Source organism: Acetivibrio cellulolyticus CD2 (assembly GCF_000179595.2).
Classification (GTDB): domain Bacteria; phylum Bacillota; class Clostridia; order Acetivibrionales; family Acetivibrionaceae; genus Acetivibrio; species Acetivibrio cellulolyticus.
In genome coordinates, this window is record NZ_JH556659.1 from 855627 (window position 1) to 878300 (window position 22674).

Genomic DNA, 22674 nt, shown 5'->3' on the forward strand with positions numbered 1-22674 from the left:
GGTGGTGAATTTAATGAAGCGTTTAATTATAAATGATCTTATAAAGTGGAAAAACCGTAAAGATAGGAAACCACTAATATTAAAAGGTGTACGTCAATGTGGGAAAACCTATATATTAAAACTTTTCGGAAAAGAAAATTATAAGGATGTAGCATATTTTAATTTTGAAGGTAATCCAGCTTTAGCCAAGCATTTCGAACAAGATCTCGATCCAAAGCGAATCATAATAGAGTTGGGAGTATTGAACGGTAAGAAAATTAATCCTCAATCAACTTTAATTATTTTTGATGAAATTCAGTTTAGTAATGCAGCAATAACTTCCCTTAAATATTTTTATGAGCAAATACCTGAATATCATATTGTATGTGCAGGTTCATTATTAGGAATTACCCTTTCAAGACCATTATCCTTCCCAGTTGGAAAGGTTGATTTTCTGAACCTTAGACCTATGTGCTTTTATGAATTTGTCCTTGCTAATGGAGAAGAAATGTTGCTTGAATATATTGAAAAGATTGATGCAAAGGTACAAATACCTCAGATGTTTGCAGATAAGTTTAGTACCCTTTTTAAAACCTATCTTGTCACAGGTGGTATGCCAGAAGTAGTTGCTTCATGGGTTGAGAATAAGGACGTGTCAGAAGTTGAAAGAATACAAGATGTAATTTTGAATTCATATGAACTTGATTTTGCAAAGCATGCACCGAAAACTGAATTTCCAAAGTTGTCGCTTATATGGAAAAGCATACCGGATCAATTGGCGAAAGAAAATGGCAAGTTTATTTATGGACATGTTAAACCTGGAGCAAGGGCAAAGGATCTAGAAGATGCTCTTCAATGGCTTGTTAGTGCTGGTATGGTTTATAAGGTTCATAAGATAGAAAAACCTGCTATTCCATTGTCAGCATATTCAAGTCCGACTTTTTTTAAAGTATATCTGGCCGATGTTGGGCTTTTGAGAAGAATGTCGAAGCTTCCGGCTTCATCTATTTTTGAAGAAACTCATCTTTATACAGAATTCAAAGGGGCTATGACTGAGAACTATGTATTGAATGAACTTGTAAATTTGCATGGAGATATGCCGTATTATTGGAAATCAGGGAATACAGCAGAAGTTGATTTTATTGCTCAATTTGAGGAAAAGATTGTGCCGATAGAGGTAAAAGCTTCTATCAATGTTAAATCCCGCAGTCTTGGAGTATATCGGGACAAATACAAGCCAAAGGTTTCGGTCAGGGCGTCCCTTCTTAATCTTAAAGTGGATGAAGAATTGTTGAATGTACCGTTGTACATGTTTTGGAATGTTGAAAAGCTAATTTGAGTGATAGGGAAAACTTTACTGATTAATTATTGGGCGTGGTTACGGGTTTTAATACGTCAAAAAAGTGCAAAAATAAGCACTATGACTTTTAATCAAGGTGTCCCGCGTTCGAGTCGCGGATGGCTCACCAAAGTACCTGTAACCGTAAGGTTGCAGGTATTTTTATGTGTGCCCGGTGGGCACACGTTCTAAAATGGAATTTATAATAAAAGAATCACGTTTAAAAATATATTGACATGATTTTATTACTGTGGTAAACTTCACGAGGAATATAAAGTCAAGAAGGCTTTAGCTTATGTAATTATGTAATATCAACTTTGGAAATAAACCATGAAGGGACGCTATTTGAAATAGCACTTTTTGTGGTTTTTTATTTTTCTTGAAAAGAGGTGTAAATTATGTATGGTGTAAACATTAAAAGCCTTGAGCATAATTACTATCATGAACACAGGTAATATTGGAAAAGTAGCCGTAATAACTGGAGCTTCAAAGGGAATCGGGCATGCTGCTGCTTTATTGTTTGCTGGAAATGGCTATAAAATAGTTGTTAACTATTGCAAGTCACATGAAAAAGCTTTAGAATTGCATTCTACCCTTACTCAAAAGGGATTTGAAGCTATAATGTACCAAGCGGATGTTTCTGAGCGTGCACAGGTTGAAAATATGATACATCAATGTCTATGCTGCTTTGGAAGAATTGATGTTCTTGTGAATAATGCTGGAATAGCACAACAAAAGCTGTTTCAGGATATCTCTGAATGTGACTGGGATAATATGCTGAACGTAAATGTAAAGGGAATGTTCAATTGCTGTCAAGCTGTTATTCCCCATATGATTAAAGAAAAAAGAGGAAAAATCATAAATATATCATCTATCTGGGGTATGATTGGTGCTTCATGTGAAGTTCATTACTCAACTGCAAAGGCCGCAGTTATTGGGTTTACAAAAGCACTTGCAAAGGAGCTTGGTCCTTCAAACATTAATGTAAATTGCATTGCTCCAGGAGTTATTGATACTGATATGTTATGCTCACTATATGAAGATGAAAAAGCTTATTTGAAGGATATGACTCCGCTTTCAAGGCTTGGTAAAGCTATTGATGTTGCAAGTCTGTGTTTATTTCTAGCTTCAGAACAGGCTGATTTTATTACAGGTCAGGTCATAAGCCCTAATGGAGGATTTGTTATATAAAAGTAGATATGTTAAATTTTTAGCCACGAAGGTTAAGGTTAATCGTAGAAACGGTTAATTTTGAATTCGTGGCTTTATTATTTTCAAGCACCGATTACAAAAGTGAGTATAGCAAATGCAAAAAAAAATAAATCCAATTTCATAGAAGGAATGGATTGCAAAGGTGGATGTATTGGGGGAGCATTTTGTATAACTTCAGCAGACAGAGCAAAGAAGAACTTAAATATGAACGGAGAGATGAAAAATGTGTGAAGTAGATGTGTATCTTATTTCTTACCCATTTGAATTTATCTGAAAAAATTCTGTTAATTTTATAGAACAGCTGAAGTCTTAGCTGTCTAAATAAAAATATATTTAACTTATTAGGAGGCTTTAAAAAAATGTTAAAAAGATTTGTTACAATTGCAGTAATTTCTGCATTGACTCTCAGTACAATGATGTTTTCAGGGTGCTCTGACACTGCACCAAAAACAACTGAAGTAAAAGATGAAGCACCAAATTCTGGAAACGCAAACAAAGAAGAACTGATAATGGCTGCAGGAAGCGAGCCTGATGGAGGGTTTGACCCCACAACAGGCTGGGGGAGGTATGGTTCACCCCTATTTCAAAGTACGCTTTTAAAACGCGACAGTGACATGAAAATAATTAATGACCTGGCTACTGAATATTCTGTAAGCAGTGATGGTCTTGTCTGGACTGTAAAGCTTCGCAAGGATGTTAAATTTTCAGATGGGAAACCTCTTACAGCCGCTGATGTTGTATTTACATATGAGACTACCGCAAAAAGCATTTCTGTTGTGGACCTTTCTATAATGAAAAGTGTTGAAGCTGTAGATGATTATACAGTAAAGTATACCTTAAAAAATAAACAATCCACATTTATAAATATACTTACAAACACAGGTATAGTGCCAAAACATGCATACAGTCAGGATTATTCCCAAAAGCCTATAGGCTCGGGACCTTTCAAATTTATTCAATGGGACAAGGGTCAGCAGCTTATTGTTGAGGCCAATCCTGAATACTATGGTGAAAAACCTTACTTTAAAAAGATAACATTTCTCTATCTAAGTGAAGAAGCTGCCTTTGCAGCAGCACAAGCTGGTGAGGTGGATATAGCTGCTGTAGTTCCTGCCTATGCAAAGCAAAAGGTTAACGGCATGAGGCTTGAAGCTGTTCAAAGCGTAGATAATCGCGGAATTATGTTTCCGTATGTCAAATCTGGCAGTAAAACAAAGGATGGTTATCCAATTGGTAACGATGTAACGTCAGATATATCAATTCGTAAAGCTATAAATATTGCTGTTGACAGAAAAGCACTCCTGGATGGCATATTAAACGGTTATGGTTCACCGGCTTACACAATCTGTGATAAAATGCCATGGTGGAACCCTGATACAGTGATAAAAGATGCTGATGAAGAGGGTGCTAAAAAAATATTAGCAGAAGGCGGCTGGAAAGATACTAATGGAGATGGTGTACTTGAAAAGGATAATTTGGCTGCTGAGTTTAAGCTTGTCTATCCTTCAGGTGATCAAACCCGTCAGTCTTTGGCAATAGCCGTTGCCGATAAAGTAAAATCCATAGGAATTAAAATTAATGTTGACGGTAAGAGTTGGGATGAAATTAAAACATTGATGTATTCCAACGCCATTCTCTTCGGATGGGGAAGTCATGATCCGTTAGAAATGTACAACCTTTACAGCAGTAGGTTAAAGGGTCAGGATTATTACAATTCAGGCTATTATGAAAATCCAACTGTTGATGAATACTTGAATAAAGCAATGGCAGCACAAAATGAAGCGGAAGCAAATGAGTACTGGAAAAAAGCTCAATGGGACGGCAAAACAGGCTTTTCTGCCAAAGGTGATGCTCCATATGCCTGGCTTGTTAACCTGAACCATCTTTATCTTGTAAATGAAAAGCTGAACATCGGAAAACAGAAAATTCACCCACATGGACATGGATGGCCGCTTACAGACAATATTGAAGAATGGCACTGGGAAAATTAAAGGAGCATAATTTATGGATAATGGTATATTAAAATTTATTGCCGGAAAGAGCATTAGGATTTTATCCTTGCTTGCTGCCTTGTGTGTCGTGTCTTTTGCATTGGTAAGCCATTCGCCGATTGATCCTGTACAGGCTTATATAGGTGCAGATATGATGAAGGTAAGTCCTGAACAGAGGGAAAAAATTGCAGAACATTGGGGGCTTAATAAGCCCCCTGTTGAAAGGTTTATGCAGTGGGGTAAATCTGTGATTCATGGTGATTTTGGAACTTCAATGATTTATAGGAGTCCTGTCTTAAAGGTTATAAAAGACAGGTTTATAGCATCCCTTGCCCTTATGGGAATTGCTTGGGTTTTATCGGGAGTTCTTGGCTTTTTAATGGGAATTTTAGCTGCTATGAATAGGGGAAAACTCATAGATAGGTGCATTAAGTGGTACAGTCTGACCCTTGCCTCAACACCGACTTTTTGGCTGGGACTTTTACTTTTAATAGTTTTTTCGGTATGGCTTGGATGGTTTCCTATTGGTATGGGTGTTCCGGCCGGGGTTTTGTCTAAGGATGTAACGTTGGCAAACCGTATCAGCCATATTATTCTTCCTGCATTGACCTTAAGCATCGTAGGAGTTGCAAATATAGCACTTCATACAAGACAAAAGCTTATGGATGTATTGGACAGCGATTATGTACTTTTTGCACGTGCAAAGGGAGAGCATGGTGTAAAGCTTCTTATGAGGCATGGACTTCGCAATATTGCAATTCCTGCCATAACTCTTCAGTTCGCTTCCTTAAGCGAACTTTTTGGAGGTTCGGTTCTTGCAGAGCAGGTGTTTTCCTATCCGGGTCTTGGACAAGCTACAGTGCAGGCTGGTCTTAGAGGAGATGTGCCCTTGCTTTTAGGAATTGTTCTTTTTAGTGCAGTATTTGTATTCACCGGTAATTTATTAGCAGATATTATATACAGGGTGGTAGACCCAAGAATAAAGGGGGTAAAAGCAGCATGAGCACTCTAGCTTCAGATATCGGGCTAAAAAAGCACATAGAGCTATTACCAAAGTTAAACAGAAGGCAAAAAACTTTTATGATGATAATTTTCTCATCTATGGTTTTAGTGCTGATAATGGCTTTAAGCTTAATTTTGGGGGATGAAAGAATTGCTACTCATTTAGATTCCAAAAATCTTGCTCCATCCCTGTCACATCCATTTGGAACAGATTGGCTTGGGCGGGATATGTTTACCCGAACAGTGAAAGGTTTATCACTAAGCATCTATATAGGGATTATTGCATCTTTTATAAGTGTTGTAGTGGCCTTGGTACTTGGCCTTGCTTCTGCAACCATGGGTAAAGCAGTTGATGCAATAATAACCTGGTTTGTCGATTTGTTTATGGGAATGCCTCACCTTGTGGCAATTTTGCTCATTGCGTTTGCTTTGGGTGGAGGTGCTAAAGGAGTAATAATAGGTGTAGCTTGTACCCATTGGACTAGCCTCACACGTGTAATACGTGCAGAGATATTGCAGCTAAAACAGGCAGAGTATATACAGGTTTCAAAGCATATGGGTAAAAGCCCTGTATGGACTGCAATACATCATATGCTTCCACACTTGATACCTCAGATTTTTGTGGGGTTTTTGTTGCTCTTTCCTCATGCAATACTTCATGAAGCTTCAATAACTTTTTTGGGTTTCGGTTTATCTCCACACAAACCGGCAATTGGGGTAATCCTTTCAGAATCCATGAAGTATCTCTCAACCGGAATGTGGTGGTTGGCGTTTTTTCCCGGTCTTTCATTATTGATTATAGTAAGGGCCTTTGACATAATAGGTGAAAACCTGAGACTACTAATAGATCCTCATAATGCACAAGAATAGAAGGGGGCGTTTACATTGCTTACAGTTAAGGATCTTTCCATTTCCTTTACACAATATGAAAAAGGTATGAGACAAAAAAACATGAGGGTTATCTCAAATCTTAATATAACAATAAAACCTGGTAAAATACTTGCCATAGTTGGTTCAAGCGGTTCGGGAAAGAGCCTTCTTGCTCATGCCATACTTGGAATTTTACCTCAAAATGCAAAAGTTACAGGTTCAATAAAATATAAGGGTGAGGAACTTACACAAAAGCTGCAAAATAAGCTGAGGGGAAATGAAATCACATTGATTCCTCAATCGGTAAATTATCTTGACCCACTTATGAAGGTTGGTGCTCAAGTTCGTAGTTCAAGGGATAAGGATGCTTTGGAAAAACAGAGCAGTGTCTTTAATAGGTACTCTCTTCACAGCAAAGTCGGAAGCCTTTTTCCGTTTCAGCTTTCAGGCGGTATGGCAAGACGTGTACTTGTAGCTTCAGCAGTAGTTGGCGGAGCAAAGCTCATTATTGCAGATGAACCTACACCAGGACTTCATCCCGATGTAGTAAAAGAGACACTTGGGCATCTACGTGAACTGGCTGATGAAGGCTGCGGGGTTATGCTTATTACCCATGATATAGGCACTGCTGTTAATGTTGCCGATGATATTGCTGTTTTTTACGCAGGTACCACAATAGAGGTTGCTCCTGTAAGTAATTTTACTGAAAAAGGTGAACTATTGCGTCATCCATATACAAAGGCTCTCTGGAATGCTTTGCCTCAGAATGAATTTACAGCAATAACAGGCTTCCAGCCATCTCATAGTAAAATCCATGGAGGATGCCTTTTCCATCCTAGGTGTACAACAAAAAGCCAGGAATGTATGGAAAAGCAGCCTGAAATGAGAGAACTGCGCAATGGAAGAGTGAGGTGTAATCATGCTACTTAATGCAAAAAATATTTGCTTCAGATATGGAAAAGGTTTATGGATACTGAAGGGTTTTAACCTACAGCTAAAGTCTGGTGAGGTTGTTGGTTTATCAGGTCCTAGTGGCTGCGGCAAAACTTCTCTTTCAAGAATACTTTCGGGGTATATGTCTCCTGATGAAGGCAGCGTGACCTTGGATGGAGAACCTTTACCAAGGAAAGGTTTTAGCCCTGTACAACTTGTTTTTCAGCATCCTGAAAAGGCAATCAACCCTAGATGGCAGATGTATAAAACATTAAACGAAGGCTGGTCACCCGACGGAGAGCTTTTGGAATCCTTGGGGATAGAGGAGAACTGGTTTAAAAGATGGCCAAACGAGCTTTCAGGTGGTGAACTGCAAAGGTTCTGTGTAGCTCGTGCCCTAAGCACTGATACAAGATTTCTGATTGCAGACGAAATGACCACGATGCTTGATGCCATTACCCAAGCACAAATATGGAAGGTGGTTTTGGATACAGCAAAAAGAAATAATATGGGAGTGCTTGTAGTAAGCCATGAAGAGCATTTGATTAATCGGTTGTGTGATAGAGTAGTTAAGATGGATACTTGTTTATAATATACTTTTTTAATACTGGTAAAGATTAGTGTGAATAAACCAATTAAAAGGAGCTTTGTATGGGAAAAAGATATCTAATTACCGGAGGGGCAGGCTTTTTGGGGATCAATCTTATAAGATTTTTACTAAAAAAGGGTTGTTCAGTAATTTCTCTGGATACGGCAGACTTTGAATATGATGATGTTAAAAACGATATCAGAATTATCAAGGGTGACATCAGGGATAGAAAAATTGTTGATAAGTCAATGGAACAGATAGATATTGTTGTTCATACTGCTGCCGCATTGCCATTATATAAAAAAGAAGATATTTTCTCCACGGATATCGATGGCACAAGAAATATAGTTGATTCAGCATTTAATCATGGAGTGGAAAGGGTAATTCACATTTCTTCAACAGCTGTTTATGGGATTCCTGACCATCATCCGTTAATGGAAAACGATAGACTTGATGGGGTTGGGTATTATGGTGAAGCAAAGATAAAGGCGGAAGAAGTATGCCAGGAATATAGGAAAAAAGGGATGTGCATTCCGGTATTGCGCCCAAAATCTTTTATAGGGCCGGAAAGGCTTGGTGTTTTTGCTCTCTTCTATGATTGGGCAAAGGACGGAAAGGGTTTTCCAATGATAGGAAACGGAAGAAACCGCTATCAGTTTCTCGATGTTGAGGATTTATGTGAAGCAATCTATCTTGCTGCTGAAGGAGATAAGGATAAGGTAAATGATACTTTTAATATTGGTGCTAAAGAATTTACTACCATGAGAGAAGATTATCAAGCAGTACTTGACTATGCTGGCTTTGGTAAAAAAATTAAAGGCTTTCCAGCAAAACCAATGATACTTACACTAAGATTTCTGGAGTTTTTAAAGTTGTCTCCACTATATAAATGGGTATATGAGACAGCCTGCGAAGATTCATTCGTTTCTATAGAAAAAGCTGAAAAAATTCTTGGATACAAACCGAAATATTCAAATAAGGATGCCTTGTTGCGAAACTATAAATGGTATTTGGAAAATCTCGCGGAATTCGAGAACAAAACTGGAATTTCCCATAGAGTACCATGGAAGCAAGGTGTGCTTAAGCTGGTTAAGGTCTTCTTTTAAGCAGAAAGTTGTATATGTTTATAACACAGGACACAGGACTATATTGTATTGGAAAAACTCATTGACTAATAATTATGGTTTATGTTATATTAGTCAATGATATGAAATGAAGCCACGAAGGCTTTTTAAACTAATTTTACTTTTTAACTTTGGGATGAACCCAAAAAAGTAGCTATGGGTAGTAGCTCTTTTTTGGGCTTTTATATTTTTAAGGAGGGATTTACATGCATATGGCTGATGCCTTGATTTCACCTGCCGTAGGTGGAATTATGATGGCAGCAACTGTTGGTGTTGCTGCTTACTCAATAAAAAAAATAAAGAATGATCTGGATGAAAAGAAAATTCCATTAATGGGAGTAATGGGAGCATTTATATTTGCATCTCAGATGATAAACTTTTCTATACCTGGAACAGGTTCAAGCGGTCATCTTGGGGGAGGTATGCTTCTTGCAATATTGCTTGGCCCATATGAAGGGTTTCTTGCTATGGCATCAATATTATTAATTCAGGCATTGTTTTTTGGAGACGGAGGATTACTTGCTTATGGCTGTAATGTTTTTAATTTAGGCTTTTATACTTGCTTTATTGCGTATCCTTTTATTTATAAATTTTTTACAAGAAAAGGAGTTAATCCTAAGCGAATTTTTGGGGCATCAATGATATCAGCAGTGATTGGACTTCAAATGGGTGCATTTAGTGTTGTAATGGAGACATTTTTGTCTGGAAAAACAGAATTACCTTTTGGAACTTTTGTTCTGCTTATGCAGCCTATTCACTTGGCAATTGGAGTGGTTGAGGGCTTAGTAACAGCAGCAGTTGTTACTTTTGTATGGAAGGCAAGACCTGAAATATTAGAAAGATCAGCTAGTGGAGAGGCACTTGGCAATATATCTATGAAGAAAGTTTTGACTGGGCTTTTAGTTGCTGTTATAGTAGTTGGTGGAGTTTTTTCGTGGTTTGCATCAGCAAATCCAGATGGTCTGGAATGGTCTATGTTTAGGACTGCTGGAAAAGAAGAACTTGAAGAGCCAAATGGAATCCATAAAACATTATCTGAAATACAGAGTAAGACAGCATTTTTACCGGATTACGGTTTTAAAGGAAATGAGAGCGAAAATGCAGAAGAACCTGCCAACAAAGAAACTGAAGAAGTTTGGCCTGCTGTTAGTGCCGGAACAAGTGTTTCAGGTGTTGTTGGAGGTGTATTGACACTTACATTGGCGACAATCACTGGGCTGATTATTGGTATGGTCAAAAAAATGAAAAGAAGAAAAATTGCTTAATCAAAGCACTTGCTAATGATTATCAAGAGCAAATAATTTCTGAGGAATTATTTGGTCAACTCAGATGATTCTTAAAAGAGAAGCTCAAAGCATAATAATAAAGTAGTAAGACGTGCTCGAACATGTAAACTATATACACATAACTTTGAAGCCCCTATAATTAAAGTATAGTAATTATGAAAGGGGCTTTTTGCTTTGAAAAACACAAATGTTAAAATTAGTTTAAGGGATAGTTTCGAATTATTTCTGGATAGGTGCGAAAGAGAAAATTTGTCACCTTCAACTATTAAGTTCTACGAAGACAACATGAAACGCTTTATTAAGTATCTATCTATTGAGCATAATTTACAAAATCCTTTAATACCCGATTTTAACTCTGTGCATATTAACAAATACCTTGCTAAAATTAAGAAGAGTAAAAAATGGAATGGACACACGCATATAAAAGCAAGAGAAGAAAAGGTGGGAAGCCAATCGATAAAAACCTATGCAAGAGCACTAAGGGCTATTGGTAATTGGTTTTTCACAGAAGATTATATATCTGAAAATATAATTGAAACTGTAGATTTGCCAAAGGCAGCAAAATCTGACAAAGAAGTTCTTTGCGATGATGAGATTAAAGCTATTATCACTAAATTTGATACAAAAACAAAATTAGGACTTAGGAATTCTATTATCTTTCTACTTGCGTTTGATGCAGGTATTAGGCAGGGAGGGATTGCAAACTTAAAAATTGGAGATGTGGACCTAAAAGCAAAAACTTTACGTGTACGACTAAAAGGAGGCAACATTACTGTGCTGCCTTTGGGTAATACTGTTCTGTGGCAGATAAAAGAGTATATTGTAAAATACAGAGGAATAGATAATCTGAATGAGCCGCTTTTAACTAATATTAATGGCTCAAAACTTACCGAAAATGCAATAAAGAAAATGTTTTCAAAGTTAAAAAAGAAATCTGGTGTAATAAGGGTCAACTGCCATCTTGGCAGACATACCTTTGCTACAAATTATATTAGCGAAGGTCATACTCAACAAGAATTACAGCTTGCACTAGCACATGAATCCGATACAATGTCAAAGGAATATGTTCACTTGGACGAAAAAATCAACTATGTTCGCAGGGGTGCAGATTCACATATGGATAAAATGCTTAATGATTCAAAAAGTACTAAAAGGACTGCTGCTAATTTCCGATAGGAGTGCCTTTACTTGTTCAGTTTTTAATTTATGTATTTATGCATATGATATATTGTGGTTGATTAATGAACTATTCTATTGGAGTTCTCCATAAGGAATAGTTTTTTTAGTAGATGGGGATGAAAGGTTTTATACAATATAGAAAAGAGATAAGAGTACTATTGCAATTATAGAAAAAAAGATGTTAAAATTAACATAACATGAGTAAGATATCAGACACCATGATTTTCAGGTAGGGTTCAAAAGACACCATGACTTCCAAGAAAATTCAAAAGCAGTCTCAAAGCCTTGCAGATCATGGCTGGGTTACGGGTTTTAATACGTCAAAAAAGTGCAAAAATAAGCACTATGACTTTTAATCAAGGTGTCCCGCGTTCGAGTCGCGGATGGCTCACCAAAGTACCTGTAACCGTAAGGTTGCAGGTATTTTTATGTGTGTAGAAGTAGATATTGTGATTTGAATTGAAATGCAATGCAAGTTAAATTATTAATATTAAATTAAAGTAAAGACATGTTAAAAATATGTAAATACACGTTGTGTACTTGTGGCTTTTTTTGATATGATTTACACATAGTATAATTGCCGACAGATTTGATGTGGGGATAAATATGGAAGCGACAGAATGTCAACAGAGAATAAAGGAACTTCGAGAGCAGACAGGTATGAATCGCAAGGAATTTTGTGAAGCATTTGATATTCCTTATAGAACAGTGACAGAGTGGGAACGAGGTAATAGGAATGCTCCAAGATATGTTTTAAGATTTTTGGAATACTATATTCGCATGGAGAAGAAGATTGAGGAAAAGGTGAAGTCAGATGGCGAAAAATAGAATTATTACAGTCCAAGATATACCAATTACAATATCGCAGGCAGATTTAGATGATTATATTTGTATTACAGATATGGCAGCAGCAAAGTTAGATAATTCCAGAGCGGCGGATGTCGTTAGAAACTGGCTCAGAAACAGGACAACACTCGAATTTTTATCAACTTGGGAAGGAATTTATAATCCGAATTTTAAAGTGTTCGAATCTGAACACTTTAAAAAGCAAGCGGGACTTTTGACATTTACACCAAGTGTATCGGAGTGGGTTGAACAAACCAATGCAATAGGTTTGTTTGCGAAGAAAGGCCGATATGGAGGCACTTTTGCACATAAAGATATAGCATTTGAATTTGCATCGGCGATTAGTCCTGTGTTCAAATTATACTTGATTAAAGAATTTCAGCGTTTAAAGGAAGAAGAAAATAACCTTCAAAAGATAGAATGGGATGCAAAGAGATTTTTATCAAAAAATAATTATATGATACAGACAGATGCTGTAAAGAATTATATATTACCAAATTGTAATTATCGTGAGGATCTTAAATGGCTTCCATATGTTGAGGAGGCAGATTTATTGAATGTAGCATTGTTTGGCTTTACCGCTAAGGCATGGAGAGAGGCCAACCCAGAACTTGCTAGGACAAGTAATGTTAGGGATTATGCAACGATTAACGAGTTAACAGTATTATCCAACTTGGAAACACATAATGCACAGATGATTCGTGAGGGAAAGACAAAAGAAGAAAGATTCGAGGTGCTTAAGGATATAGCAGAATATCAGATTGGTATACTAAATGCAGCTGAAAGCATTGGTGTTAATTTATTGGAAAAATAATAAAAACTGAAATACTTCAAAATGGAAAAGTGGAGTACGGAACACAGACAGTTGAAAGGCTGAGGATATAGTGTAAGAAATTTGTTCAATATGATAAAGTTTTATGAAGATTTTAATAACACGTTAGTTTTGCACACAGTGTGTGCTTTAAGCCGGAACAACTTGTTAATAAATGAGATATTACTATTTACTTAAGAATCAAAAATAAACCTATAATAAAGCTATAGATTCTGCATACCCCAATAAATTTAAGTAATGGGAATTTAGATCTACACCGAATACCTATTGGAATGAAGATACTGCAATTCTAGCGACAAAATGGCTGAAATGGAGTATAAAGAATTATATGGTTCTACATATAATATTGAAGAATCTCAATTCCTAATCATATCCACATATTCTTTAGATTCTGTTTCATCAGGACAACCTTCTTCAACCCAATTTTTCCTTTTTTTATGAAGATGAAAATATGGAAACAGGTATGAAACTTTTGGGAAGTGATAAAGGAGGCAATCTATACTTTTGGATTATTGAGCCTAAAGGAACTGGTACTAAAGACTTTGTTGTTAAAGTGAATATTGAAGATAATACCATATCTATAATGAAGATTGATGATATGAATTGGACAATGCAAAATTCGTCAGCAAATAGCAGCAATAGATTCTTAAGAATTGATAGACTTGGTAATGTAAATCAACTTGAAATGGATTATGATGGATTCAGAATTAAAAAATATTCATTCGAATAATTAAATTAAATTTTAATAGAATAGTGGTAAAATAATACAAAGGAGTATAAGATTGTATTAATACATTATTAATAATAGTAAGTTTTTGGTTGTTAAGATATTTAAGTGAGGAGTGGACTATGAGAAAAGTACATGGATTTGTCATGTTTTTAGTTATATTTACTTTTTTGTGTTCTTCATGTTCAAGTAATAAACTTAATATAGTATCAGTTTTCTGTGCAGATCAATCAACTTATTTGATTGATAAAGGTGGCAAGGTAATAACTTTTGATCAAAGTTTGAATGGAAATGCAGGTGATATAAATAGACCCGGTTTTATTAATGATTTAAATGGGATTAAATCTATCGCAGCTTCAAAAACAAGCGTTCTTGCTTTAAAAGGAAATGGATCGGTATTTGTGTGGGGCAGTAACTATAATGGTATTTATGGCAGTTTAAGTATTAAAGAGTCACAAAAGCCTGTTAAGATTGAAAGTCTTAAAGATATAACCAATGTATCAATAAACGAAAGCCAAGCTCTAGCGGTTGATAAAGAAGGGAATTTATATAATTGGGGAGTTGGCATTGAAGAAATAACAAAAAGAACTGAGTTGAAAAATGTAAAAAAGGCTGTTTGTGGAGGATGGCATTATTTAGCATTACTTGATAATGGAGATGTTTATGTTTGGGGAACAAATCCAGCTGGGCAATTTGGTAATGGAAAATATTCGTCTGAAGAAACTTCTAAACCTCAAAAAATAGATTCGCTTAAAGATATTGTGGATATAGATGCTTCAACTGAGCATAGTATAGCTTTAGATAAAAGTGGAAATGTGTATACTTGGGGTGGAAATTCTGAAGATCAGTTAGGATATGCAACCCAAATAGAGTATTCAAACGAAATAAAAAAGGTTTCTGGCTTGAGTTCAATAAAAAAGGTTTATGCTGGACCATCTAACTCTTATGCTTTAGATTCTGACGGTACATTATGGGCTTGGGGAAATAATATAAGAGGGCAAATAGGTATAGGCAGTGAAAGTAGTGAAGTAAAATTACCAGTTAAAGTAGAAATTGAAGAAGTTAAGGACTTTTCTTGTGGTTTTGAGCACTGTATAGCAGTAAAAAAAGATGGATCAGTTTGGGCATGGGGAGATATAAAATATTCAAAAATAAGTATCGATGCTAAAGGAAGAGAATTTATATCAAAACCAGAGAAAGTTGATCTGGATAATTTAATTAAATAGATGCTTCAGGAGAAAATATTAAAGTCACCAATAATAAGAAATTAACCATTGAAAAACTTATAGCGTATTATAGCAGAAACAACAGAACTCCCGCTTGTAATTATCCAAAAACTTGCAGAAGAACTTGAAAATTAGAATTTAATAATGGATATTTTTTCATGATTACGCCTAATAAAACAGCTCTTTCTATGGTGGTAACACCCAATTGGGTTATTTTCTTTTACAGCAGCTGTATAAACTACCAGATCGCATTGTGAAATAATTATCTTAACTGTTTTGTTTCATTGATATATTTTTTTAGAAACTGTCAGCATATTCAAGTCCGACATTTTTTAAAGTATATCTGGCCGATGTTGGGCTTTTGAGAAGAATGTCGAAGCTTCCGGCTTCATCTATTTTTGAAGAAACTCATCTTTATACAGAATTCAAAGGGGCTATGACTGAGAACTATGTATTGAATGAACTTGTAAATTTGCATGGAGATATGCCGTATTATTGGAAATCAGGGAATACAGCAGAAGTTGATTTTATATTGCTCAATTTGAGGAAAAGATTGTGCCGATAGAGGTAAAAGCTTCTATCAATGTTAAATCCCGCAGTCTTGGAGTATATCGGGACAAATACAAGCCAAAGGTTTCGGTCAGGGCGTCCCTTCTTAATCTTAAAGTGGATGAAGAATTGTTGAATGTACCGTTGTACATGTTTTGGAATGTTGAAAAGCTAATTTGAGTGATAGGAAAAACTTTAGTGATTAATTATTGGGCGTGGTTACGGGTTTTAATACGTCAAAAAAGTGCAAAAATAAGCACTATGACTTTTAATCAAGGTGTCCCGCGTTCGAGTCGCGGATGGCTCACCAAATTTTTATATGTGCGTTGAAGTTGATACTATACTAGCCTAAATTCCCATTATATTAAATTTGAATACCTTTTGGCAGAATAACTTTTTATAATATCAATATCAAGTAAAAAATATGGTATACTTTGAAATATGGATTGTTTACCAATGAAATGGAAATAAAACCTCAAAAGAACACTTGTTCTCATATCGAATGTTTGATATAATATTGGTATCGATTCGATTTGCAGATGTTAATATTATAATTACTCGCTGTAGTTATGAGGATTCGCAAGTATGGGAGGTTCTGTGAAATGACAAAGAAACCTGTTAAAGAAACAATTCAGGCAAAAGGTATAGATATTACAATCTATACTGAAGACTTTCAAAATGAGTTTATTTCGCTTACTGATATTGCAAGATATAAGAGTGATGAACCTAAGGATGTAGTTAAGAACTGGATGAGAAGTAAAGATACTATTGAGTTTTTAGGTCTATGGGAGAAACTACATAATGACAAATTTAAAGGGGTCGAATTCGACTCCTTTAGAAATCAAGCTGGATCAAATGCTTTTACACTATCACCACAAAAATGGATAGAAAAGACGAATGCAATTGGTCTTGTTTCAAAATCGGGACGTTATGGCGGTACATTTGCTCACTCTGATATCGCTTTTGAATTTGCATCATGGATATCAGCTGAGTTTAAGCTCTATATTATTAAGGATTATAAAAGATTAAAGAGCGATGAAAGTAGCAGATTTTCTTTAGGTTGGAATTTGAATAGAGAAATTTCCAAATTGAACTATAGAATTCATACTGATGCTATAAAGGAAAAATTACTACCACCGGAATTGATGCCATTTCAGATTTCTATGACATATGCCAGTGAAGCAGATGTGTTGAATGTTGCTTTGTTCGGAATTACGGCTAAGCAGTGGAGAGAGAAGAATTCTGATAAAGGAGGAAATATTAGAGATTATTCTACGCTAAACCAATTGCTGGTTTTAGCCAACATGGAGAGTTATAATTCCATATTAATAGAACAAGGTAAACAACAATCAGAAAGGCTTAAATTGCTGAATCAATTAGCCATTCGTCAGTTGAAAGCAATTCAGGAGCTTGATACGGATACAATAAAAAAACTTGAAGGCAAATAGAAATTGCGTTTAAAAAAATACATAGACATGAATTTATTACTGTGGTAAATTTCACGAGGAATATAAAGTCAATATGCAAGAGCAATAAGAGCTATTGGTAATTGGTTTTTCACAGAAGAGTATATATCTGAAAATATAATTGAAACTGTTGTTTTGCCCAAGGCATCACAAGCAGACAAAGAAGTTCTTTGTGATGATGAGATTACAACTTGTTTCAAAATAGTAACCTTCCTTAAAGAGTTATGAAAAATAATATATGTAAAATAAAATCAGTATGCTCCGAATATAATTAATATAGAGAATAGCTATTCCTTGGTTTTAAAAAGGTTGTGATTGAATGGATGAAGTATCTAAATTTCATACTGTTCGCGGTTACCAGCTGCTTGAGCAAAACAAAAAGCTTTTAACCTCAGCAATGGAAGACTATCTGGAGATGATATACAGGAACAGCCTTGTAGAAGGTTATATGCGCATAAATACACTTTCTGAGCTCTTAAATGTTGCAGCATCATCAGCCACAAAAATGGTTCAAAAGCTAAGTGCATTAGGACTGCTTAACTATAAAAAATATGGAATTATACTTTTAACCGAAGATGGTAAGGAAGTTGGGAAATTCCTTTTGCAACGGCATCATGTTATTGAGTCGTTCTTGAAAAGTTTGGGAGTCTGTGAAGATGTCTTAACAGAAACAGAGCTGATTGAACATACTGTATCAGCTTCAACACTACAAAAGATCAACACCTTTAATAAGTTCCTTGAGCAAAATCCTGATATTTTCGAAAAATATGAGCAGTTTTCTAAAGAATAAATTTCATAAATTCTCACTTATAGGAACTTGACGGGTTCCTTTTTCATTTCTGCAATTCCTGTCGTTATTTGATTTCAAAAATGCTGTTATGTAAATGTAACACATTCTATTTATTACTCATATTGTAGATTAAGTAAACAAAATTAGACTGGACTAAAGTAATTAGTCGCCCAAAATCTTTGGGGCAATTAAAGTAAACAAGTGTGCAAGAGAGGTGCTTAAGGTGCTTGAAGAAAGCTATGCTCAAACAGTTGAATCCCAAGGGGAACAATTAATAGTGGGAAGGGTTGCAACTAGAAGCAGTGGAAAGTTTATAAGTAAAGTTAAAACATTACTTAAGTTTCTTGGCCCAGCTTTTATTGTTAGTGTTGCATATATTGATCCTGGAAATTTTGCAACAAACATTAGTGGGGGATCAAAATTTAATTATAATCTGATCTGGGTTATACTTTGGAGTAATCTTATGGCTATTTTCCTGCAATCCATGTCAGCAAAACTTGGAATAGCAACTGGTCAAAACCTCCCTCAGATGTGCAGTAAGGTATTTTCAAAAAGAACCAACTGGTGCTTCTGGGTGGTTGCTGAGCTGGCAGCGATGGCAACTGATTTGGCAGAATTTCTTGGCGGCACTTTGGGATTTTACTTATTGTTCCGCATTCCTATGGTATATGCTGCCTTGATAACTGCAATTCTAACCTTTTTTATTGTTTACATAGGCAAATATGGTCAACGTATTGTAGAGGTTATCATTTCAATTCTTGTAGCAGTTATTTGTATATCCTATACTATGGAGTTGTTTTTAGCCAAGCCCGATTTTACATTAGCAGGTCTTCATCTTTTAGTTCCATCGCTGCCAAATGGCAATGCAATACTAATTGCAGTTGGTATGCTTGGCGCAACAGTTATGCCGCATGTAATCTATTTACATTCTCAGCTTGTACAGCATAGAAACAAAGATTTAACAGAGCAAGATAAGATAAAGCATTTGAAAATGGAGAGGATAGATATAACAATTGCGATGAATATAGCATTTATTGTCAATGCAGCAATGGTTATTGTATCAGCAGCTGTTTTTTTTCGAAACGGAATAGCTGTAGACTCAATTGAGCAGGCACATCAGTCTTTGTCGCCTTTATTGGGTGCAGCATCAAGCGGTGCTTTCGGGTTGGCCCTCATCGCATCCGGCCTTTCTTCATCAGCAGTAGGAACTATGGCAGGACAGACTATAATGCAGGGTTTTGTCGGACTCAATATAAATGATAATGTAACCAGGCTCGTAACCATGTTTCCCGGGATGCTTATCATTGCACTAGGCATCAATCCAATGCAAGCACTTGTTTTAAGCCAGGTTACATTAAGCTTTGTTCTTCCTGTTGCCATCATTCCAATGTTGCTTATTACCAGACGTAAAGATCTTATGGGATCATTGGTAAATAAACCTTTAACAAATATGATAGGGTGGCTGATAACAAGTATAATAATAGCTGCAAATGTGGTCTTACTGTTATTTACATTTACAGGGCAAGTATAGCAGCATGATTTGAAAATCGCTAATGAACTTCCTTTTGATAAGGACAACTTGGATTGCTATAGAATAAAAATAATAAGATATTTTTGGTAAAGTATTTTTAAACTACAAAGTATATGATATATTACAGGATGGGACAAAACTTTACTTTGTACTTAATTATAAAGGTGGTAAGAATTTTGAAAAGTGAAAAGATAGAACTGGATGAGTGGAAACGTTTATATGAGGCAGCTGTCAGGTTTAAAGAGACCGAATGCTGGAACTGGATAGCTGATATTGATATTTTTGGAGTAGAGAATATAGATACACATGAGATAGGGTATTGCTGTGTTATGGGTAATGCTGGTCAGGTATTTGGAATAAGTATTTATGTTGGAGATGACGGATTAAAGTCTTATATGGACACTTTGTATCCTAATGTTCCTTTTGATGATTTGGGATATATACAAAATTGTATAACAATGTATTTTGAGGATAGAGAGAGTCTAAATAGAGAAGATTTAAATATAATTAAGCAGTTAGGGCTGAAATTTAGGGGGAAGAAACAGTGGCCTCAATTTAGAAATTATAAGCCAAATTACTTTCCATCCCAGATTAGCAAAAGTGAAGTCAAATATATGGCTTATGCATTAGAACAGATTGTAAATGTCGCTTTAAGATGCAGGGAAGACGAAGAATTGCTAAAACCTGAAGACGAAAATAAAATTCTGGTAAGGGCCTCCAGGGTTGAAAATAAAAAAGTGTTATGGGAAGATAAGTATATAAACCTTGACCTGGAAGAAAACAATAATGAATATGAAAAAGTTAATGAAATTGCACTTAAAAGGATTAAAGATAATAGGCTTAGAAAAACCGGAGTATGGGAAGTTGACTTTTTTAATGCGCCTGCTATGGTTAAAGAAAGCGGGAGACCTTTTTACCCGTTGATGTTCATGATTGCTGAAGCTGAAAGTGGAGTAATGCTGGATATGAAAATGACTTCTGATTTTGAGGGGTATATTGGAGAATTCCGTGATGAATTTATTGACCTGCTAGCAAGGAATAAGCAGATACCAGAGGTTATTGTTGTCCAGAGGAAAAAGGCATTTCAAATGCTTGAGCCTATATCGTTAAAACTTGGCATAGAATTGCAGACTGTTGAGGAATTGTATAGTATTCAGGAATTTAGAAAAGGATTGGAACAATTTCTCTAATATCATGGATAAATGTCGTTGAAAAAAAGAGATTTCCCGGGAAATATAGTCAGTTTTCTTGTCGAAAAAATAATAAATGCAATAAAATAGAAAACTCGGGGGCATTCACCTTTTAGCCACCGAGTTTTAATTATTTTAATATGCTGATTTTTAATCAAAGAGAACTTTAATATTTGTTCTATCCATTTTTTGCGATATCGTAAAGCTTTAATGAACTATTCTTTTCTTCAGCCCAACGTATTGACCACTCATTTTCAAAGAGAAGCACGTATCTTTCATTTTCATCCTCTGCTATCATTGTAGAACTGGTAAGTGTAAAGCTCCTTGGATCAATTCCCGAACCATCAATCCACCTGGCATGTTTAAATGGCAAGTGTTGAATTCTTAAATCGACACCATATTCATTTTTTAGTCTGTATTCAAGAACTTCAAACTGGAGTGCTCCTACGGTACCGATAATTAATGCTTCAATACCTATATCTACTTGCTTGAATACCTGTATGGCGCCTTCTTCAGACAGCTGGTTAATTCCTTTTATAAACTGCTTGCGCTTCATTGTATCTGTGGACATGACTCTTGCAAAATGTTCGGCTGGGAAGATAGGTATACCTTCAAATTTTAGGTCACCATTTGCCTCGCAAAGGGTATCTCCAATGTTGAAAATACCAGGATCAAAAACGCCTATTATATCACCGGCATACGCCTCTTCAATAATTGTACGTTCCTGAGCCATAAATTGCTGAGGTTGTGAAAGCTTTATTTGCTTACCCTGTTGCACGTGGTTTACTTCCATTCCTCTTGAGAAACGTCCTGAACATATTCTCATAAAGGCTATCCTGTCTCTGTGAGCAGGATTCATATTTGCCTGTATCTTGAAGACAAAAGCTGTGAATTTGTCCCAATCCGGATCAACTTCGCCAGCAGTTGAGTTTTTTATACCAGGCTTTGGTGCAAGAGCAAGAAACTCTTCAAGGAAAGGCTGAACACCAAAATTGGTCATGGCACTTCCAAAGAATATAGGCGTTAATTCACCTTTAAGTAATTTTTTCTTGTCAAATTCGTCTCCTGCCATATCTAAAAGCTCTATATCTTCGCATAACTTATTATGATAATGATCACCTAAAAGGTCGGCAAAAATTTTGTCGTCTACGTTTCCTTTACTTGATGAAACAGCAGTTTGCCCATGGTCTCCACCTTCGAATAATTCGATCTGACCAAGCTTCCTATTGTAGACGCCTTTAAAGTCACCATCTATACCAATTGGCCAGTTCATTGGATATGAATGAATCCCAAGCACATTTTCGATCTCTTCCATAAGCTCAAAAGGATCTTTAGCAGCTCTGTCCATCTTGTTGACAAAAGTGAATATTGGGATACCTCTCATCTTACAAACGTGGAATAGCTTTATGGTTTGTGCTTCGACACCTTTTGCGCCGTCAATTAGCATTACTGCACTATCGGCTGCCATAAGCGTCCTGTAAGTATCTTCACTAAAGTCCTGGTGACCAGGTGTATCGAGAATGTTTATACAAAAATTATTGTAATCAAACTGCATAACGCTTGATGTAACAGATATACCCCTCTGTTTTTCGATTTCCATCCAGTCGGAAACCGCATGTTTATTGGCTTTTCTGGCCTTAACCGAACCCGCAAGCCTAATAGCACCACCATATAATAGAAGCTTTTCTGTTAAAGTGGTTTTTCCGGCATCAGGGTGTGATATGATAGCGAAGGTCCTTCTTCTATCTACTTCTTTAGAAATAATTTCCTTAATATTTGACATTTATTAATACCTCTTATAACATCAGTTTTTTAGCAAGTTTTATTGTATATTATAGCAATACATGATGTCAATTCATAAAAAGTAATACCACATTGTATAATCGACACCTTTTATATTTTAAAATGCACATATATTGGAATTTTATAAACGGAAAGAGGAATTTTTCTTAATTTATAGAATAATTGTAGTTATATAAACTAAATTAGGGATATTAAATATTAAATACGAGG

The 22674-nt window shown here is 35.8% G+C and carries 23 protein-coding genes; 21 read left to right on the plus strand and 2 right to left on the minus strand.

What is annotated here, in order from left to right; translation table 11 throughout:
* The first annotated feature begins 13 nt into the window (after nucleotides 1-13).
* The 18 genes from ACECE_RS0223665 (at nucleotide 14) to ACECE_RS0223750 (ending at nucleotide 17132) form a co-directional block, all read left to right on the plus strand.
* Nucleotides 14-1318: an ATP-binding protein gene (locus tag ACECE_RS0223665; RefSeq protein ID WP_010251859.1), complete on the plus strand. Its 1305-nt coding sequence runs from the start codon at nucleotides 14-16 to the stop codon at nucleotides 1316-1318.
* Between the two features lie 441 nt (nucleotides 1319-1759).
* Nucleotides 1760-2509 (plus strand): elongation factor P 5-aminopentanone reductase, encoded by a 750-nt coding sequence (ymfI, locus tag ACECE_RS0223670; RefSeq protein WP_010251861.1) that lies wholly within the window; start codon nucleotides 1760-1762, stop codon nucleotides 2507-2509.
* Nucleotides 2510-2611: 102 nt separating this feature from the next.
* Nucleotides 2612-2761 (plus strand): [Fe-Fe] hydrogenase large subunit C-terminal domain-containing protein, encoded by a 150-nt coding sequence (locus ACECE_RS0223675; RefSeq protein WP_235716013.1) that lies wholly within the window; start codon nucleotides 2612-2614, stop codon nucleotides 2759-2761.
* 128 nt (nucleotides 2762-2889) lie between these two features.
* Complete coding sequence (locus ACECE_RS0223680; protein ID WP_010251867.1) at nucleotides 2890-4521, plus strand: ABC transporter substrate-binding protein; 1632 nt, start codon at nucleotides 2890-2892, stop codon at nucleotides 4519-4521.
* 13 nt (nucleotides 4522-4534) lie between these two features.
* Nucleotides 4535-5524 (plus strand): ABC transporter permease, encoded by a 990-nt coding sequence (locus tag ACECE_RS0223685; RefSeq protein WP_010251870.1) that lies wholly within the window; start codon nucleotides 4535-4537, stop codon nucleotides 5522-5524.
* Entirely contained in the window at nucleotides 5521-6393 is an 873-nt protein-coding gene (locus tag ACECE_RS0223690; protein WP_010251872.1) for an ABC transporter permease, read from the plus strand. Before ACECE_RS0223685 ends, ACECE_RS0223690 begins: the two co-directional genes overlap by 4 nt.
* Before the next feature lie 15 nt (nucleotides 6394-6408).
* Complete coding sequence (locus tag ACECE_RS0223695; protein ID WP_010251874.1) at nucleotides 6409-7323, plus strand: ABC transporter ATP-binding protein; 915 nt, start codon at nucleotides 6409-6411, stop codon at nucleotides 7321-7323.
* Nucleotides 7313-7918 (plus strand): ABC transporter ATP-binding protein, encoded by a 606-nt coding sequence (locus ACECE_RS0223700; RefSeq protein WP_010251876.1) that lies wholly within the window; start codon nucleotides 7313-7315, stop codon nucleotides 7916-7918. The genes ACECE_RS0223695 and ACECE_RS0223700 overlap by 11 nt, the downstream gene beginning before the upstream one ends.
* A gap of 59 nt (nucleotides 7919-7977) precedes the next feature.
* The gene (locus ACECE_RS0223705) at nucleotides 7978-9021 is read left to right on the plus strand and encodes an NAD-dependent epimerase/dehydratase family protein (protein ID WP_010251877.1); all 1044 of its coding nucleotides are present in this window, start codon (nucleotides 7978-7980) and stop codon (nucleotides 9019-9021) included.
* Between the two features lie 224 nt (nucleotides 9022-9245).
* Entirely contained in the window at nucleotides 9246-10304 is a 1059-nt protein-coding gene (locus ACECE_RS0223710; protein WP_010251879.1) for an energy-coupling factor ABC transporter permease, read from the plus strand.
* 195 nt (nucleotides 10305-10499) lie between these two features.
* The gene (locus ACECE_RS0223715; protein ID WP_010251882.1) at nucleotides 10500-11501 is read left to right on the plus strand and encodes a tyrosine-type recombinase/integrase; all 1002 of its coding nucleotides are present in this window, start codon (nucleotides 10500-10502) and stop codon (nucleotides 11499-11501) included.
* A 609-nt stretch (nucleotides 11502-12110) separates the two neighbouring features.
* Nucleotides 12111-12332: a helix-turn-helix domain-containing protein gene (locus ACECE_RS0223720; RefSeq protein WP_010251886.1), complete on the plus strand. Its 222-nt coding sequence runs from the start codon at nucleotides 12111-12113 to the stop codon at nucleotides 12330-12332.
* Nucleotides 12319-13164: a KilA-N domain-containing protein gene (locus ACECE_RS0223725; RefSeq protein ID WP_010251889.1), complete on the plus strand. Its 846-nt coding sequence runs from the start codon at nucleotides 12319-12321 to the stop codon at nucleotides 13162-13164. The genes ACECE_RS0223720 and ACECE_RS0223725 overlap by 14 nt, the downstream gene beginning before the upstream one ends.
* A 469-nt stretch (nucleotides 13165-13633) precedes the next feature.
* Entirely contained in the window at nucleotides 13634-13912 is a 279-nt protein-coding gene (locus tag ACECE_RS0223730) for a hypothetical protein (protein WP_010251892.1), read from the plus strand.
* Between the two features lie 119 nt (nucleotides 13913-14031).
* Nucleotides 14032-15135: an RCC1 domain-containing protein gene (locus ACECE_RS0223735; protein WP_010251895.1), complete on the plus strand. Its 1104-nt coding sequence runs from the start codon at nucleotides 14032-14034 to the stop codon at nucleotides 15133-15135.
* A gap of 370 nt (nucleotides 15136-15505) precedes the next feature.
* Entirely contained in the window at nucleotides 15506-15700 is a 195-nt protein-coding gene (locus ACECE_RS0223740) for a DUF4143 domain-containing protein (protein WP_010251898.1), read from the plus strand.
* Nucleotides 15691-15864: a hypothetical protein gene (locus tag ACECE_RS31370; protein WP_010251900.1), complete on the plus strand. Its 174-nt coding sequence runs from the start codon at nucleotides 15691-15693 to the stop codon at nucleotides 15862-15864. Before ACECE_RS0223740 ends, ACECE_RS31370 begins: the two co-directional genes overlap by 10 nt.
* Before the next feature lie 422 nt (nucleotides 15865-16286).
* The gene (locus tag ACECE_RS0223750; RefSeq protein ID WP_010251902.1) at nucleotides 16287-17132 is read left to right on the plus strand and encodes a KilA-N domain-containing protein; all 846 of its coding nucleotides are present in this window, start codon (nucleotides 16287-16289) and stop codon (nucleotides 17130-17132) included.
* Between the two features lie 68 nt (nucleotides 17133-17200).
* Here ACECE_RS0223750 and ACECE_RS31375 read toward each other — a convergent pair whose 3' ends face one another.
* The gene (locus ACECE_RS31375; protein ID WP_162862629.1) at nucleotides 17201-17350 is read right to left on the minus strand and encodes a hypothetical protein; all 150 of its coding nucleotides are present in this window, start codon (nucleotides 17348-17350) and stop codon (nucleotides 17201-17203) included.
* Nucleotides 17351-17469: 119 nt separating this feature from the next.
* On the opposite strand from ACECE_RS31375, the gene ACECE_RS0223760 reads away from it, so the two are divergent.
* The 3 genes from ACECE_RS0223760 to ACECE_RS0223770 all read left to right on the plus strand — a co-directional run bounded on the left by ACECE_RS0223760 (nucleotide 17470) and on the right by ACECE_RS0223770 (nucleotide 20661).
* Nucleotides 17470-17940 (plus strand): metal-dependent transcriptional regulator, encoded by a 471-nt coding sequence (locus ACECE_RS0223760; RefSeq protein ID WP_010251904.1) that lies wholly within the window; start codon nucleotides 17470-17472, stop codon nucleotides 17938-17940.
* A gap of 223 nt (nucleotides 17941-18163) precedes the next feature.
* Complete coding sequence (locus ACECE_RS0223765) at nucleotides 18164-19471, plus strand: Nramp family divalent metal transporter (RefSeq protein WP_010251906.1); 1308 nt, start codon at nucleotides 18164-18166, stop codon at nucleotides 19469-19471.
* 176 nt (nucleotides 19472-19647) lie between these two features.
* Nucleotides 19648-20661: a DUF7309 domain-containing protein gene (locus ACECE_RS0223770; RefSeq protein WP_010251908.1), complete on the plus strand. Its 1014-nt coding sequence runs from the start codon at nucleotides 19648-19650 to the stop codon at nucleotides 20659-20661.
* A gap of 178 nt (nucleotides 20662-20839) precedes the next feature.
* On the opposite strand, the gene ACECE_RS0223775 is transcribed toward ACECE_RS0223770, so the two are convergent.
* The gene (locus tag ACECE_RS0223775; RefSeq protein WP_010251910.1) at nucleotides 20840-22444 is read right to left on the minus strand and encodes a peptide chain release factor 3; all 1605 of its coding nucleotides are present in this window, start codon (nucleotides 22442-22444) and stop codon (nucleotides 20840-20842) included.
* Nucleotides 22445-22674 lie beyond the last annotated feature (230 nt).